Origin of the sequence: Burkholderia sp. D-99, from assembly GCF_011605345.1 — a bacterium.
GTDB lineage: Bacteria > Pseudomonadota > Gammaproteobacteria > Burkholderiales > Burkholderiaceae > Burkholderia.
Genome location: NZ_JAAOXM010000002.1, coordinates 182,220 through 196,237, shown reverse-complemented (window position 1 = coordinate 196,237; position 14,018 = coordinate 182,220). Strand labels below are relative to the sequence as shown.

At 66.4% G+C, this 14,018-nt stretch carries 14 protein-coding genes and 1 tRNA gene; 8 read left to right on the top strand and 7 right to left on the bottom strand.

The genetic code is table 11. From position 1 onward, the window contains the following. Position 1: 1 nt before the first annotated feature. Both HAV18_RS07940 and HAV18_RS07935 read right to left on the bottom strand, forming a co-directional pair. Positions 2–1,144, bottom strand: a complete 1,143-nt coding sequence (locus tag HAV18_RS07940; RefSeq protein ID WP_166954510.1) for a slipin family protein — start codon at positions 1,142–1,144, stop codon at positions 2–4. A gap of 258 nt (positions 1,145–1,402) precedes the next feature. Then, positions 1,403–1,475, bottom strand: a tRNA-Cys gene (locus HAV18_RS07935). Between the two features lie 336 nt (positions 1,476–1,811). Between HAV18_RS07935 and rtcR the strand changes: the two genes are divergently transcribed. After that, positions 1,812–3,431: an RNA repair transcriptional activator RtcR gene (rtcR, locus tag HAV18_RS07930; RefSeq protein ID WP_166954508.1), complete on the top strand. Its 1,620-nt coding sequence runs from the start codon at positions 1,812–1,814 to the stop codon at positions 3,429–3,431. A 155-nt stretch (positions 3,432–3,586) separates the two neighbouring features. Further along, positions 3,587–4,024: an SUKH-3 domain-containing protein gene (locus tag HAV18_RS07925; RefSeq protein ID WP_347814740.1), complete on the top strand. Its 438-nt coding sequence runs from the start codon at positions 3,587–3,589 to the stop codon at positions 4,022–4,024. Positions 4,025–4,049: 25 nt separating this feature from the next. On the opposite strand, the gene HAV18_RS07920 is transcribed toward HAV18_RS07925, so the two are convergent. Continuing rightward, complete coding sequence (locus HAV18_RS07920; protein WP_166954504.1) at positions 4,050–4,646, bottom strand: nuclear transport factor 2 family protein; 597 nt, start codon at positions 4,644–4,646, stop codon at positions 4,050–4,052. A 128-nt stretch (positions 4,647–4,774) separates the two neighbouring features. On the opposite strand from HAV18_RS07920, the gene HAV18_RS07915 reads away from it, so the two are divergent. Further along, a complete protein-coding gene (locus HAV18_RS07915) occupies positions 4,775–5,317 on the top strand; it encodes a MarR family winged helix-turn-helix transcriptional regulator (RefSeq protein WP_166954502.1) in 543 nt (180 codons plus the stop codon). A 58-nt stretch (positions 5,318–5,375) separates the two neighbouring features. Here HAV18_RS07915 and HAV18_RS07910 read toward each other — a convergent pair whose 3' ends face one another. Continuing rightward, a complete protein-coding gene (locus HAV18_RS07910; protein WP_166954500.1) occupies positions 5,376–6,587 on the bottom strand; it encodes an IscS subfamily cysteine desulfurase in 1,212 nt (403 codons plus the stop codon). 255 nt (positions 6,588–6,842) lie between these two features. Between HAV18_RS07910 and HAV18_RS07905 the strand changes: the two genes are divergently transcribed. The 4 genes from HAV18_RS07905 to HAV18_RS07890 all read left to right on the top strand — a co-directional run bounded on the left by HAV18_RS07905 (position 6,843) and on the right by HAV18_RS07890 (position 10,103). Next, on the top strand, positions 6,843–7,391 hold the full coding sequence (locus HAV18_RS07905; protein ID WP_166954498.1) for a flavin reductase family protein: 549 nt from the start codon (positions 6,843–6,845) through the stop codon (positions 7,389–7,391). Between the two features lie 36 nt (positions 7,392–7,427). Further along, positions 7,428–8,906, top strand: a complete 1,479-nt coding sequence (locus tag HAV18_RS07900; protein WP_166954495.1) for a 4-hydroxyphenylacetate 3-hydroxylase family protein — start codon at positions 7,428–7,430, stop codon at positions 8,904–8,906. 48 nt (positions 8,907–8,954) lie between these two features. Next, positions 8,955–9,341 (top strand): hypothetical protein, encoded by a 387-nt coding sequence (locus HAV18_RS07895; protein ID WP_048022440.1) that lies wholly within the window; start codon positions 8,955–8,957, stop codon positions 9,339–9,341. 72 nt (positions 9,342–9,413) lie between these two features. Beyond that, entirely contained in the window at positions 9,414–10,103 is a 690-nt protein-coding gene (locus HAV18_RS07890; RefSeq protein WP_166954492.1) for a DUF2848 domain-containing protein, read from the top strand. A gap of 17 nt (positions 10,104–10,120) precedes the next feature. Here HAV18_RS07890 and HAV18_RS07885 read toward each other — a convergent pair whose 3' ends face one another. The 3 genes from HAV18_RS07885 to HAV18_RS07875 form a co-directional block, all read right to left on the bottom strand. After that, on the bottom strand, positions 10,121–10,870 hold the full coding sequence (locus HAV18_RS07885) for a bifunctional 2-polyprenyl-6-hydroxyphenol methylase/3-demethylubiquinol 3-O-methyltransferase UbiG (protein ID WP_166954490.1): 750 nt from the start codon (positions 10,868–10,870) through the stop codon (positions 10,121–10,123). A 14-nt stretch (positions 10,871–10,884) separates the two neighbouring features. Continuing rightward, a complete protein-coding gene (locus HAV18_RS07880; protein WP_166954488.1) occupies positions 10,885–12,312 on the bottom strand; it encodes a hypothetical protein in 1,428 nt (475 codons plus the stop codon). A gap of 84 nt (positions 12,313–12,396) precedes the next feature. Continuing rightward, positions 12,397–13,023, bottom strand: coding sequence for a LysE family translocator (locus HAV18_RS07875; RefSeq protein WP_166954486.1), 627 nt, complete (start codon positions 13,021–13,023; stop codon positions 12,397–12,399). Between the two features lie 152 nt (positions 13,024–13,175). Between HAV18_RS07875 and HAV18_RS07870 the strand changes: the two genes are divergently transcribed. Continuing rightward, entirely contained in the window at positions 13,176–13,976 is an 801-nt protein-coding gene (locus HAV18_RS07870) for a helix-turn-helix domain-containing protein (RefSeq protein WP_166954484.1), read from the top strand. Positions 13,977–14,018: the final 42 nt, after the last annotated feature.

Below are 14,018 nucleotides of genomic sequence, written 5' to 3'. Positions count from 1 at the left end.
TTCATTGCGCGCCCTTGATGCTGACGAGTCCGTTCAGCACCTGGTCGAGACCGCCGAACACCGAGATCCGGTCGATCCGTTCCGCGACGCGCTCGAGCGTTTCCAGCTCCTTGAGCCGCAGCGCGGTCGGGTTTTCTTCCATCACCTTCGCGGTGTTCAGCAGCGAACGCGTGGCGGCCGTTTCCTCGCGACGGCGAATCACGTTCGCCTGCGCGGACTTTTCCGCTTCGACCACCTGCGCGAGGATCGTCTTCATGTCGCCCGGCAGCACGATATCCTTCACGCCGACGCTGCGCACCTCCACGCCCGAATGGCCGAGACGTGCACGCACCTGCGTGATCACGACGTCGTCGATCGACTGCTTGTCTTCCAGCAGTTCGTCGAGCGAGCGCGTGCCGACGGCTGCGCGCAGTGCGAACTGCAGCTCGCGATACAGGTGTTCGACCGGCTTTTGCAACTGGCCGAACGCATGCAGCACGTCCGCATAGCACCACGTCGCCGACAGGTTCAGGCGCAGCGCGACCTTGTCGCGCGTCAGGATTTCCTGTCCGCCGACTTCGAGCGCCTGCACGCGCAGGTCGACGAGTTCGACCGCGATGTCGCGGTTGAAGCGCCAGAACGCCGCGACGCCCGCGTCCAGCAGCCGCTCGATCTTGCCGTCGATCTTCAGCATGCCGACGTGGTATGCCGGCACCTGCGCCAGCAGCACGCCTGCCAGGCCCGCCACGCCGCGCGCACGCAGCGCCGGTTGCGCGATGCGCTTCACGAGCGCGGCCGGCAGCATGCTGTCCTGCGCGAGATCGACGCGCTCGAGACGGTGCGCGGTCAGGCCGCGCCAGTACAGCCGGCGCGTGCCCGGCGCCAGGATTTCGACGAGCACGTCGTCTTCGTAGCGCAGGCCGGCTTCGTCGTCGGCGAGATCCATCGCGACGAAGTGCCGGGCGAGCACGTCCTGGGCGTCGTGACGCAGATAGTCGGCCAGTGCCGCATCGGCGAGCGGCGCGTCGAGACGCGCGGTCTGCACCGACAGGCGCTTGAACGGATCGAAGGCCTTGAACACGCCCGGTTCGAGCACCTTCACGAAATCGCCCTCATTCATCAGCAGCGCGCGTTCGTTCTTCTTCACTACATGTCGCATCCACATATTCTTGTCCTTTTCTTCAATGGCCGCCGGGTGACGCGCATCGTGCGGATCGCGGTGCGACGCAACCGGGCGGGCGGCGCGCCGGCCCGGCGCTGAAGTGCGCGGCGACGCATCCTGCATCGCGTCGTCGTGCGCCTTCGCGCGGGCCGTGCGGCCGTCCGGCCGATCGCGCGGAACCGCAACCGGTCCGACGCGCGGCGGGCCTCGCGGCCCGCACCGGCGGGTACTGCTTTCATTACAAGGCTGTCCTTGCGGACAGCGTTCGAGCGGGATTCGAACCCGCTACACACCGGCTTGCGCCGGCTGCTCTACCCGAATGAGCTACCGAACGGAGGGCGCCCCGGGATTCGAACCCGGGCGAAGTGCCAGTACGCGCCCGTTTGCCTTCGTCTGCCCATGGCGGCATGCGCGACCGCGACGAACCAGGTTCGGCGGCGGCGCACCAGCAGGGCTGTGTGAACCCTGACTCGTGGGCCAGCGGGACATCCGGCGCTTTCTATTTAGCGAGGAGCGTGCCAGCGGGCGGGTCGGCGCGCGAAATAAATCTCAAGCTATTGAAGTAAAAGGGGAAATTATTTGATGTGGCGGGTGGGTCATGAAAATTCGATCGTGGCGCGATCCGGAAAATTCGATACAATCGGATCGCCTATTATCTTGTGGGATAAACATGCGCAAGACCGTCGCGATCGGTTTTCTCGGCACCGTGCTCGACCAGGGCGGCGGCTCGCAGCGTCGCTGGCGCAACTGGCGGCCGACGATTTCGCTGTGCGAGCAGCGCGACATGCCGATCGACCGGCTCGAACTGCTGCACTCGCCAAACTACGCGCGCCTCGCGAATCGCGTGAAGCAGGACCTGGAGCGCGTGTCGCCGCACACCGACGTGCGGCTCATTTCGATGGAGATTCGCGATCCGTGGGATTTCGAGGAGGTCTACGCGACGCTGCACGATTTCGCGCGCGCCTACCCGTTCGATCTCGACCGCGAGGATTACCTGATCCACATCACGACGGGCACGCACGTCGCGCAGATCTGCTGGTTCCTGCTGGCGGAGGCGCGCTACCTGCCGGCGCGTCTCGCCCAGACGGCACCGCCGCAGAAGACCGACGAGGGGTTGAGCGGGCCCGGCACGATGTCGGTGATCGATCTCGACTTGTCGCGCTACAACCGGATCGCGCAGCGCTTCACGCGCGAGCGCGACGAGACGGTGTCGTTCCTGAAGGCCGGCATCGCGACACGCAACGCGCGCTTCAATGCGCTGATCGAGCAACTGGAGCGCGTGGCCGTGCGCTCGCGCGCGCCGATGTTGCTGGTCGGGCCGACGGGCGCCGGCAAGTCGTTTCTCGCGAAGCGCGTGTACGAGCTGAAGCGCGGCCGCCATCGGCTCGCGGGGCCGTTCATCGAGATCAACTGCGCGACGCTGCGCGGCGACGCGGCGATGTCGACGCTGTTCGGCCACGTGAAGGGCGCGTTCACGGGCGCGCAGTCGGCGCGGGCCGGGCTGCTGCGCGCGGCGGACGGCGGGCTGCTGTTTCTCGACGAGATCGGCGAACTCGGGCTCGACGAACAGGCGATGCTGCTGAAGGCGATCGAGGAGAAGCGTTTCCTGCCGGTCGGCGCGGACGTCGAGGCGACCAGCGATTTCGAGCTGATCGCGGGCACGCATCGCGATCTGCGGCAGATGGTGGCGGCCGGCACGTTCCGCGAGGATCTCTATGCGCGGATCAACCTGTGGACGTACGAACTGCCGGGGCTGGCCGAGCGCCGCGAGGACATCGAGCCGAACCTCGAATTCGAGCTCGATCGTTTCGGCCGTGAGCAGGGCGAGCAGGTCCGTTTCAACGTCGAGGCGAAGCGGCGCTATCTCGCGTTCGCCGCGTCGCCGCGTGCGGCATGGGCCGGCAACTTCCGCGAGCTGTCCGCGTCGGTCACGCGGATGGCGACGCTGGCCGATGCGGGGCGGATTACCGAAGCGCTCGCCGAACAGGAAGTCGAACGGCTGACGCGGACGTGGTCGCAGCCGGGCGGCGCGGGTGAGTCGGACGCGTGCGTCGAAGCGGTGTTCGGCGCGCGCGCGGCGGAACTCGACCTGTTCGACCGTGTGCAACTCGAACGCGTGCTCGACGTGTGCCGCGTGTCGGCGAGCCTGTCGGAAGCCGGGCGCACGCTGTTCGCGGTATCGCGGCAGAGCAAGAAGCAGCCGAACGATGCGGACCGGCTGCGCAAGTATCTCGCGCGGTTCGGGCTGGATTGGGACGGGGTCAGGGGCGCACTCGATGCGGTGCGGTGACGGGCACGCACGATGCATTTCCTGCGTCGGGTGTGCCGGATAGCGCGTACGGCATCGTGCGCGCAAATTTCGGGAGGGTGGTTGTGGTCGTGATTCCTTCGTCGGTCAAATTGCTGTTTGCCGATTCCGGTTGGCGGGGTGACGACGGTTGCCCTGTGTCGGCCGGCGATGGCGAACATCCGGGAGATGTAATCCTGCGCGAATTCGGCGGGCTGATCGTGGGCGCCGCTGGCAGCGGGCAGACCTGCGCGCGAATGGGGCTCGCATTTCATGCGCTGGCGCGCAAGGATCGTCAGATCGACGCGTGGGAACAGGCGCTCGGGACGACGATGATCGGTTTCGCCGAAGACGATCTCGGGTACGCCGAGTTTTATGTCGATGCACGGGGCCGTGTGTTCTCGACCAATTGCGTGGTCGACGGCGTCTATCTGTGCGGATTCACGTTCGGCGAAGCGGTCGAGCGAGCGCTGCTCGGGCGCGTCTCGATTCCGCTATTGCTCGACGATCGGGCAACGATTGCCTATTACGGCGAGGATCTGACGATCGACGATCCGCGCGTGATGACGGTCCGTCAGCTCCTTGGCAGCACGTAATGCGATGACGCGCTTCGGCCGTGTTTCAACCGGCCGTCGCTGTCGCCGCCTCACGAAACGGCGCCAGGAATGCCCATTCCGGCTGCGCGGCCGCGACATCCGCCAGCCCGTGCGCGAACGCGTGCGCCGGCAGCCACGGATACCCGAACGCCGCATGCAGCGCATCGAGTTTCGTCGATTTCGGATCGTCGATCGTATCCATTCGCACGATATGAATGTGCAGTGCGGCAATGCGCGCGGCGCCTTCGCTTGCGCCGTTGCCCGCGAACTTCCAGCGGTACGTGCCATGCCCGATCCGCAACGCGCCGTTGTCCTTCTGCCGCATCACGACGAGCCACGACATCCCGCTGACGCCGTGCGGGTCGACTTCGGGTTCCGTGCAAACGTAATAGGTCCGGCACCGCTCGAACCGCTCGCCGAATTCCTCGACCAGCGTGCGTGCGATCGCGGCCGCGCCCGTCACGCGCGGCGGAAAATCGATATCGTCGTTCGCGAGCGAAAAGCTCAGCTCGGCATCGGCGGCGTAGCACTCGGCGATCAGTGACGGCCGGTTCAGGTCTTTCGCGCGCAGATAGCATTCGAGCAGCGCGCGAACCGTCGCGGGATGAAGCGGGAAGGGCATGGACAAGTCTCCTGTATCGGTAAGCAGGGCCACACGCGCCGGCCGGGCCTGGCCAGGGACGTATGTGCCTTTGCCGTATAATTTCGTTTCAAAGCTAAATTCGCATGACCGTACGGAGCGTCGAAGTCATGGCCAAGCAGCAAGAGGAGTCCGTTCTGACCATTACCAACCCGGCCTGCCTGATCGACGGCACGGACACGGAATTTCGCCACCTGATCAACGGGCTGCTGCCGTTCGCGGCCCGCCTGCTGTCGGTACGCGACGGCTTCGGCTCGCTGATCGGCCTCACCGGCATCCAGTATTCGCTGCTCGTATCGGTCTCGCATCTGTCGCACGACGACGTCGTGACCGTCAATCGCCTCGCCGATCACCTGCACCTGAGCGGCGCCTTCGTCACGATCGAGACGGGCAAGCTGAAGAAGCTCGGCCTGCTCGACAAACGCTCGGACCCCGACGACAAGCGCAAGATGCGTGTCACGGTCACGCCGGCCGGCTCGAAGCTGCTGAAGACGCTCACCGAGACGCAGCAGCGCATCAACAACGTGCTGTTCGAGGGCGTGACGAAGACCGAATTCAAGGCACTCTGCTCGGTGATCGACCGCCTCGTCACCAACGGCGACCGCGCGACGCTCGATCTCGCGCACCTGATCGCGCGCCAGGAAAAAGGCTGACGCACACCCGCCGCCGGCCCGCCCGCAATCGCTGGCCCGCCTGACGCTTCGGCCGCACTCAGTGCGCGGCCCACTCGATCGTATTCAGGTCGACCCCTTCCAGATGCATATCCCACAGCGGGCTCAGCGCGCGCAGCTTGCCGACCGTGTCGCGTACCTGTGCGATCACGCTGTCCACTTCGGCTTCGGTCGTGAAGCGGCCGAGCGTGAAGCGGATCGAGCTGTGCGCGAGCTCGTCACTGCGGCCCAGCGCGCGCAGCACGTACGACGGCTCCAGCGATGCCGACGTGCACGCGGAGCCTGACGATACCGCGACGCCCTTGATTCCCATGATCAGCGATTCGCCTTCGACGAAATTGAAGCTGACGTTCAGGTTGTGCGGAATCCGGCGGACGACGTCGCCGTTCACGTAAACCTCGTCGAGCGTCGACAGGCCGGCCAGCAGCCGGTCGCGCAATGCGCCGACGCGGCGGCTTTCTTCCGCCATCTCTTCCTTCGCGAGCCGGAACGCCTCGCCCATCCCGACGATCTGGTGGGTCGGCAGCGTGCCCGAGCGCATTCCGCGCTCGTGGCCGCCGCCGTGCATCTGCGCTTCGATCCGCACGCGCGGCTTGCGGCGCACATACAGCACGCCGATCCCCTTCGGGCCGTAGACCTTGTGCGCGGTCACCGTCAGCAGGTCTACATTCAACGCATTCACGTCGACCGGAATCTTGCCGGCCGCCTGCACGGCGTCGCAGTGAAACACGATGCCGCGCGCGCGGCACAGCGCGCCGATCTCGGCCACGGGCTGGATCACGCCCGTTTCGTTGTTCGCGAGCATTACCGACACCAGGATCGTGTCGACGCGCAGCGCCTGTTGCACCGTATCGAGATCGAGCAGGCCGTCTTCCCGCACGTCGAGGTACGTGACGTCGAAGCCCTGGCGTTCGAGCTCGCGGCACGTATCGAGCACGGCCTTGTGCTCGGTCCTCACGGTGACGAGGTGCTTGCCCTTGCCCTGGTAGAAGTGCGCGGCACCCTTGATCGCGAGGTTGTTGCCCTCGGTCGCGCCGGAGGTCCACACGATCTCGCGCGGATCGGCGCCGAGCAGCGCGGCGACGTGCGCGCGCGCTTCCTCGGCGGCCTGCTCGGCATCCCAGCCGTAACTGTGGCTGCGTGAAGCCGGGTTGCCGAACTGCTCGTGCAGGAACGGCACCATTTTGTCGACCACGCGCGGATCGACGGGCGTCGTCGCGCTGTAGTCCATGTAGATCGGACGGGATTGCATCGATGCGGCTCCGGAAAGCGGTGTCTCCCGCGGTGCACGAAAGCACCGTGGAACAGGGTAGCCGAAGTGTACGTGGACATTCGCAGGCGCCGCGCAACACCCATCCCGCCAGTAGGGTTGTCTTTCAAACAAAGCTTTCAAGATCAGGGTTTACGACAGCTTGAACTAGGCTTTGTGTTTACATTTAATAAAAGCTAAATAACAAAGCTAAATAACGGTGCTTTGTTGGGCCGGATTCCACTGCGGAATCCGGCGATGCAACCCAAGGAGGACGAGATGAGCGAGAACCATGCCGGAACCGGTGCGGGCGCCGACGAGCAGCGGCGTTTTCGCACCGCGCTGTCGATGTTCGCGACGGGCGTCGCGGTGATTACCGCACCGCGCAAAGAGGGGATGCCGGTTGGCATCACGGTCGCGTCGTTCAATTCGGTGTCGCTGGACCCGCCGCTGATCCTGTTCTCGGTCGACCGTCGCAGCCTGAGCCTCGGCGATCTGGCCGACGCGGGCGGCTATACGGTCAACGTGCTCGACGAGACGCAGCAGCACCTGTCGAACTGCTTCGCGAAAGCGAACGGCGACAAGTGGGGGTGGCGTGCCGATGCGGCCGATGACGACGGCGCCGTGCTGCTGCCCGACGCGCTCGCGACGTTCGAATGCGAACCCTATGCGCAGTACGACGGCGGCGATCACGTGATCTTCGTCGGCCGCGTGACGCGGCATCGCGCACGCTCGGAAGGGCGCCCGCTGATCTTCTTCGGCGGCCGCTACCGCACGCTCGACGGCTTGCATGCGCCGTCTGCCTGAATGCAACCCACGCTTCATTCCACCCTGGAGGACATCATGATCAAGAACGGGACCCAGCACATTGCGTCGCTGCGCGACGGGCGGCAGGTCTACCTGAATGGCCAGCCGGTCGGCGACGTGACCGCGCACGCGGCATTCCGCAATTCGATCCGCAGCTATGCGAGCCTGTACGACTACCAGGCGCGCGACGAGAACGTCGAGAAGATGACGTTCGTATCGCCCGACTCGGGCAACCGCGTCAGCCGGATCTGGCAACTGCCGACCTCCTACGACGAACTCGTCGAACGCCGTGCCGCGCTGGAAGCATGGTCGGAGCTGCATTACGGCTTCATGGGCCGTTCTCCCGACCACGTCGCGTCGTGCCTGACGGGCATGTATATGGGCGCCGACGTGTTCGAGCAATACGATCCGGCCCGTGCGGGTGCGCTGCGCGACTACTACCGCTACGCACGCGACAATGACCTGTTCCTGACCTACGTGATCGTGAATCCGCAGGCGAACCAGTCGAAGGCCGCGCACGAGCAGGAGGACAAGTACCTCGCGGTCGGCATCGTCGATCAGGATGCCGAAGGCATCACGGTGCGCGGCGCGAAGATGCTCGCGACGAGCGGGATCATGGCCAACGAGGTGTTCTGCAGCTGCATCCAGCCGCTGCGCGAAGGCGACGAGATGTATGCGCTGTCGTTCGCGGTGCCGATGAACGCGAAGGGCATGAAGATCCTGTCGCGCAAATCGTACGAGGAGAACGCGACATCGGTGTTCGACAACCCGCTGTCGAGCCGCTTCGACGAGAACGACGCGGTGCTGTATTTCGACGACGTGAAGGTGCCGTGGGAACGGATCTTCGTCGCCGGCAATACGGCGATGTGCGCGAAGCAGTTCCACGCGACGCCCGCGCACGTGTACCAGAACTACCAATGCCAGGTGCGCCTGATGACGAAGCTGCGCTTCCTCGTCGGGCTCGGCCTGAAGATCTCCGAGGTCAACGGCACGAACGCGTTCCCGCAGGTGCGCGAAACGCTGGGCCAGCTCGCGGCAGAAGCGTCGATGGTCGAGGCGTGGGTCTACGGGATGGAAGCGAAGGGCACCGTCGTCAACGGCTTCTATGTGCCCGATCGCAACATGCTGTACGGCTCGCAGGTCGTCACGCAACAGCTCTATTCGAAGGTGCTGAACACGCTGCGCGAGCTCGCCGGCGGCGGAATGATCATGCTGCCGTCCAGCGTGCGCGATTTCGAGAACCCCGACCTGCTGCGCATCATCGAGAAGACGCAGAAGTCACCCGTGTGCTCGTCCGAGGAGCGCGTGAAGTTCTTCAAGCTCGCGTGGGATGCGGTCGGCTCCGAATTCGCGTCACGCCACAACCAGTACGAACTGTTCTACGCCGGCGCGTCGTTCGTCACGAAGGGGCACGCGTATCGCACGTACGACTGGCAGCGCGCGTCGCATCTCGTCGATTCGATGCTCGGCAGCTATTCGCTGGACCAGGAACTGTCGACGCCGCGCGCCGCTTGACGCGTCGCATTGCGCTCGACTCACCCGCTATCGCTACAGGAGAGACAGATGGCCATCAACAAGCTTCACGACGAATTCCATACGCTGGACATGCAGCGCGACTGGCAGCTGCCGGAAGGTTATGACCCGGCGTCCGGCGCACAGGAACTGATCCTGTCCGGCGCGCTCGACACCGAGCGCAAACGCGGCAGCCGCACGCGATTGTTGCGCCTGCCGGCAGGGCTGCACACGAAGAAGCCGTTCGTGCACGACTACTGGGAAGAGGTGTTTCTCGTCGAAGGCGACCTGACCGTCGGCAACGACGAGCACGGCAACGGCGGCACGCCGTTCAAGGGCTACACGTATGCGGTGCGTCCGCCCGGCGCATGGCACGGCCCGTTCAAGTCGAACGGTGGCTGCGTGCTGCTGGAAATTCACTACTACGACCCGGCCTGATTGCGGTCGATCCATGACACACGGCGGGCGGCGGCGCAGTGCGCGTGCGCTGCCCGCCCAGAGGAGCATTCGATGAAAACCATCACGTTCGCGATCGACGGTCGCGACGGCCGCACCGAGCGCACGATCGCGATCGACACGCTCGTGATCGCGGGCTGGACCGGACGCGACACGGTCGCCATGGAGAAGCACATCCGCGAGCTGGAGGAACTGGGTGTCAAGCGCCCGGCGAGCACACCCGTGTTCTACCGCGTCGCGGCCGATCGTCTCGATCCGTCGCCCGCGATCCAGGTATCGGGCGGGCAGAGCAGCGGCGAAGCGGAATTCGTGCTGGTGCGCGACGGCGGCGAGACCTTCGTCGGCATCGCGTCCGATCACACCGACCGCGAAGTCGAGACCTACGGGATCACGGTGTCGAAGCAGATGTGCGGCAAGCCGTGCGCGAACACGCTGTGGAAGTTCGACGACGTGGCCGGGCACTGGGATCAGCTGGTGCTGCGCGCGTACGCGACGATCGACGGCGAGCGCGTGCTGTACCAGGAAGGCAAGGTGACCGCGATGCGCGCGCCGGACGATCTGCTCGCGCAGTTCGCACGCGATGACGGACGCTTCGTCGACGGCACCGCGATGCTGTGCGGCACGCTCGCGGCGATCGGCGGCATCCGGCCGGCCGAGCGCTTCGAGGTCGAGTTGGAAGATCCGGTGCTGGGCCGCACGATTCGCCATGCGTATGCGGTCGATGCGCTGCCCATTGCGGGCTGACGCAATCGGGTGCGCCTTCAGGCGCGGCAGATCGCGATGATCTCCGCGCTCGTCGCCGCGTCGAACGGTGCGTGCTGCCAGTCGCCGCACCAGTCGGATGAAGCGAATCCGGCTGCCGCCACGCGTGCCTGCAGTTCGGGTTGCTCGATGAAACGCAGCCGGCTCGTGCTCGTCAGAAACGTATCGTCGCGACGGAAGCGGTAGTGCGTGTCGAACGTCACGATCGCGCCATCGACCGGGCGCACCGCATGATGAAGATCGACGATGCCGGTTTCGTGCGAGTCCACACTGCATGCCGAAAGTTCGGGCGTCCATGCGCGCCACGGCGCGACGCGCGGGTTGCGGGTATCGAACAGGAAGCGGCCGCCGTCGGCGAGCACGCGTCGCACGTCGTGCAGCGCCGCGTCGATTTCGTCGTCGGTCAGCAGGCACTGGAACGCATGCCCGGTCATCACGACCGCGTCAAACGGCGCACCGGGCGGCAGGCTGCGCAGATCGCACGCGAGCCAGCGCACCGCATCGGCGTCGGGCTGGCGTCGCGCGTAGTCGATCATCGCCGGCGCGGGATCGATCGCGACGACGTCGTGCCCGGCCGCCGCGAGCCGGCGCGCGAACGTGCCGGTGCCGCAACCGAGATCGAGAATGCGTTGCCGTGCGCCGCCGATCGCGGCGGCATAGAACGCGAAATCGCGATCGCCCGCGTTGAACAGGTCGTAGACCGCGACGAGGTGTGGGTCGGTGTAAAGGGCGTCTTCGATGGTTGGCATGGGCAGGCGAAACGTCAACGATCGGCAACCGGCTTCAGCGCCCCGCGAAATTGCAGGTAGGTGCGCGCTTCGGCCTGCAGCGCGTCGTAGGGCTGCGCCATCCAGCTCCTGATCTCGCCGAGCGCATCGCGGCCGGCGGCCCGCACCGCGCCGCTGACCGCCTGCGCTTCCGGGTTGTCCGCCACGTCGTTGCCGCAGAACACGGCGTCGTCGCATGGCCGCGATGTCGTCTGCGTGAACACCGTCTTGCCGTCGTGGAAATACTGGTCCCAATGCGTATTGAAGATCACGACGCCCTTCTGCGTATCGACCACGTAGTCGATGTCGGCGGTGTAGCCGACCAGCGCGTCGCCGAAGAAGGTCCAGCGTTCGGTACGGATCGGTAGCACCCCGTTCACCGGGTGCGCATTGTCGAAGCGCATGCGGACTTCGAGCTGGCGATACGGGCCGAATTCGATCAGGTACGCGTCCGGCCCTTCGTCATTGCGGTGATACCAGCGCTCCATCGCGGGCGTCGGCGTGACGGGGCCCGACAGCAGCGTGGCGCCGTGCTGGTGATCGAGGTCGAGCCTAACCTGCGCGGCGGCGATCCGGCCGGGCGGCAGTTGGCCCGGTACGGCGGGCACGTTGATGCCGGGCGTCACGTCGTAGCCGGGAATGGCATTGGCCAGGGCATCCGGCATCGGGCAGCGCGCGCTGCCGGTGAGCGACATGCCCGGCGTGCTGGTCGTGAGCGTCACGACGACCGGAACGCTCACCTCGGGTACGCCGATCGGCAAAATCGATTCGAGGCAGTCCTGCACGTTGCGCGGGCCAGGCCCTGGGTCGCGGCCCGCGTCCTGCGCGTCGAAGCGCACACCATAGTCGAGCAACGGGCCGTCGTCGCCGAGCGGTTTGGCATTGGCCTCACCGCTTCTCGCGAGGAGCGTGTGGTAGCCGGGCTGGCGCGGCAGCGCGCCGGGCGACAGCACCACGGCGAACGACGCGATCGAGAAGCCGTTGTCGATCCGGTGTGGCAGGTCGAAGCCGATCGTGCGTGGCGTATCGGGGCCGACTCGCGGCGTGACCGTGGCGGTCAGACGGCGCACTTCCTCGTCGGTATGCTGGTTCCATTGCGGATCGGGCAGGCACCCGAGGCCATAGCTGCACGACAGCAGGCTGTAGGTGGTGGTCGTGCGCGTGTAGTGCGCGACGATGTCGACGCTGTCGGGCAGCCGGCTACGTAGATCGGCATTCTCCGCGGGCGACAGGAACGGCATGTAGAGATCGCTCAGTGCGATCGTGATGTGCGAGGTGCCGGGCGGTGCCTGGACGTCGCGGGGTTTCGGGTCGCGGGGCGTCAGCAGCCACCAGGCCGCGAGCGTGAGCGCAGCGACGACGCCGAGTATCCACGCCAGGCGCCGGGTGGTGCGGGTGCGCGATGCGCGAGGGGAAGCGGCCATGGATCGGGTCGTCGGTGCCGGTGGTGGTCGAGTTGTTGTCCGGTCTGTCCGCGCTCGCCGCGCGACGCGACCCGCTTGCCGTGTTTACCGGTGCTGCACGGCCACGCGCAGCCCGAGCGTGATGAAGATCGAGCCGATGATCTTCCCCTGCCAGCGCGTGAGCCATGTGAGCCGCTTCACGATGCGGCCGAGCGGGCGGATCGAGCACGCGATCAGCGTCGTGTAGAGCGAGCTGAGCACGACGAAGATCAGCCCGAGCACCGCGAACTGAACGAACGTCGAGCCGCGTTCCGGATGCACGAACTGCGGCATGAACGCGAGAAAGAACAGCGCCGTCTTCGGGTTCAGCACTTCGGCGGGAATCGCCTGCAGGTACGCCTTGAGCGGCGTGACGGGCGATACGCTCGGCAGCGACGGATCGGACTGTTTCTCCAGCAGCGCGCGCACGCCGAGATAGATCAGGTACGCGGCGCCGACCACCTTCACGACGTTGAACGCGAGCGCCGACGTCATCAGCAGTGCCGACAGCCCGACGGCCGCGAACAGCGTATGCACGAAGTCGCCGCTGGCGACGCCGAGGCCGGTCAGGATGCCGGTCTTGCGGCCGCCCTGCACGGTGCGGCTCAGTACCAGCAGCACGGCGGGGCCGGGAATCAGGAACAGGCCGAGGACGACGGCGATGAAGGTGGTCAGCGTGGTCAGGTCGAACATGGCGGCTCCGGCAGGTGGGGGCAGCGGCGAGGGATCGGGGCATTGTATTCGGTTCGGCGGGCGGCTGCAGACGCCGCACGGGCACCTTTCTGGTATAAGCACGAAAGGACGCGCGGGCAGGGCGTCCGGCTTCCTCCATCGTCCACCGGTTCATGCGCACGCTTCCCCCGACCACCGATCCCGCAGCGGATGACGAAGTCTTCCACGTACCGCGTCCGCTCGTCGTGTTCGGCGGCTCGGTCGTCGAGCCCGAATGGCGGCTCGAGCGGCACAGCCATCCGCAGGCGCAGCTGCTCTACACGCTGAGCGGCGTCATCTATTGCGAGATCGACGGCGGCGTGTGGAGCGCGCCGCCGCAATGCACGGTGTGGATCCCGGGCGACGTCCCGCACGCGGCGCGCGGCTCGGCCGGCGCGACGTTCTACGCGGTGCTGGTCGAACCGGATGCCGCGCTCGACCTGCCCGCGCGCTGCTGCACGCTGTCGGTGTCGCCGCTGTTGCGCGAACTGCTGCTGAAGGCCGCGAGCTTTCCGAGCCTGTACGACGTCGACGGGCCGCAGGGGCGGCTGATGGCGACGCTGCTCGACGAACTCGTCGCGGCACCGGTCGAGGATCTGTACCTGCCGATGCCCGCCGATCGCCGGCTGCGCAAGCTGATCGACCATCTGCTCGACGAGCCGGCCGACAAGTCGCCGCTGGCCGAACTCGCGCGGCGCGCGGGCGTCAGCGAGCGCAGCCTGACGCGGCTCGCGATGAAGGAGCTGGGCATGAGCCTCGGCGACTGGCGCCGCCGGCTGCACGTCGCGCTGTCGCTGCGGATGCTGACCGCCGGCCGCCGCGTGCACCAGATCGCGATCGATCTCGGCTACGAGAGCGCGAGCAGCTTCGTGACGATGTTCCGCAAGGCGACCGGCAAGTCGCCGACGCAATTCCAGACCGACCGGCAACGCTGAACGGCGCGGTCCGCGCCATCCGTGCGCGATTGGCCGGATCGA

What these genes read in the sequence shown, in the direction of transcription:
- HAV18_RS07940 (WP_166954510.1), bottom strand. Translation starts at nt 1,144, where the DNA reads ATGTGGATGCGACATGTAGTGAAGAAGAACGAACGCGCGCTGCTGATG.
- rtcR (WP_166954508.1), top strand. Translation starts at nt 1,812, where the DNA reads ATGCGCAAGACCGTCGCGATCGGTTTTCTCGGCACCGTGCTCGACCAG.
- HAV18_RS07920 (WP_166954504.1), bottom strand. Translation starts at nt 4,646, where the DNA reads ATGCCCTTCCCGCTTCATCCCGCGACGGTTCGCGCGCTGCTCGAATGC.
- HAV18_RS07915 (WP_166954502.1), top strand. Translation starts at nt 4,775, where the DNA reads ATGGCCAAGCAGCAAGAGGAGTCCGTTCTGACCATTACCAACCCGGCC.
- HAV18_RS07910 (WP_166954500.1), bottom strand. Translation starts at nt 6,587, where the DNA reads ATGCAATCCCGTCCGATCTACATGGACTACAGCGCGACGACGCCCGTC.
- HAV18_RS07905 (WP_166954498.1), top strand. Translation starts at nt 6,843, where the DNA reads ATGCAACCCAAGGAGGACGAGATGAGCGAGAACCATGCCGGAACCGGT.
- HAV18_RS07900 (WP_166954495.1), top strand. Translation starts at nt 7,428, where the DNA reads ATGATCAAGAACGGGACCCAGCACATTGCGTCGCTGCGCGACGGGCGG.
- HAV18_RS07895 (WP_048022440.1), top strand. Translation starts at nt 8,955, where the DNA reads ATGGCCATCAACAAGCTTCACGACGAATTCCATACGCTGGACATGCAG.
- HAV18_RS07890 (WP_166954492.1), top strand. Translation starts at nt 9,414, where the DNA reads ATGAAAACCATCACGTTCGCGATCGACGGTCGCGACGGCCGCACCGAG.
- HAV18_RS07885 (WP_166954490.1), bottom strand. Translation starts at nt 10,870, where the DNA reads ATGCCAACCATCGAAGACGCCCTTTACACCGACCCACACCTCGTCGCG.
- HAV18_RS07880 (WP_166954488.1), bottom strand. Translation starts at nt 12,312, where the DNA reads ATGGCCGCTTCCCCTCGCGCATCGCGCACCCGCACCACCCGGCGCCTG.
- HAV18_RS07875 (WP_166954486.1), bottom strand. Translation starts at nt 13,023, where the DNA reads ATGTTCGACCTGACCACGCTGACCACCTTCATCGCCGTCGTCCTCGGC.
- HAV18_RS07870 (WP_166954484.1), top strand. Translation starts at nt 13,176, where the DNA reads ATGCGCACGCTTCCCCCGACCACCGATCCCGCAGCGGATGACGAAGTC.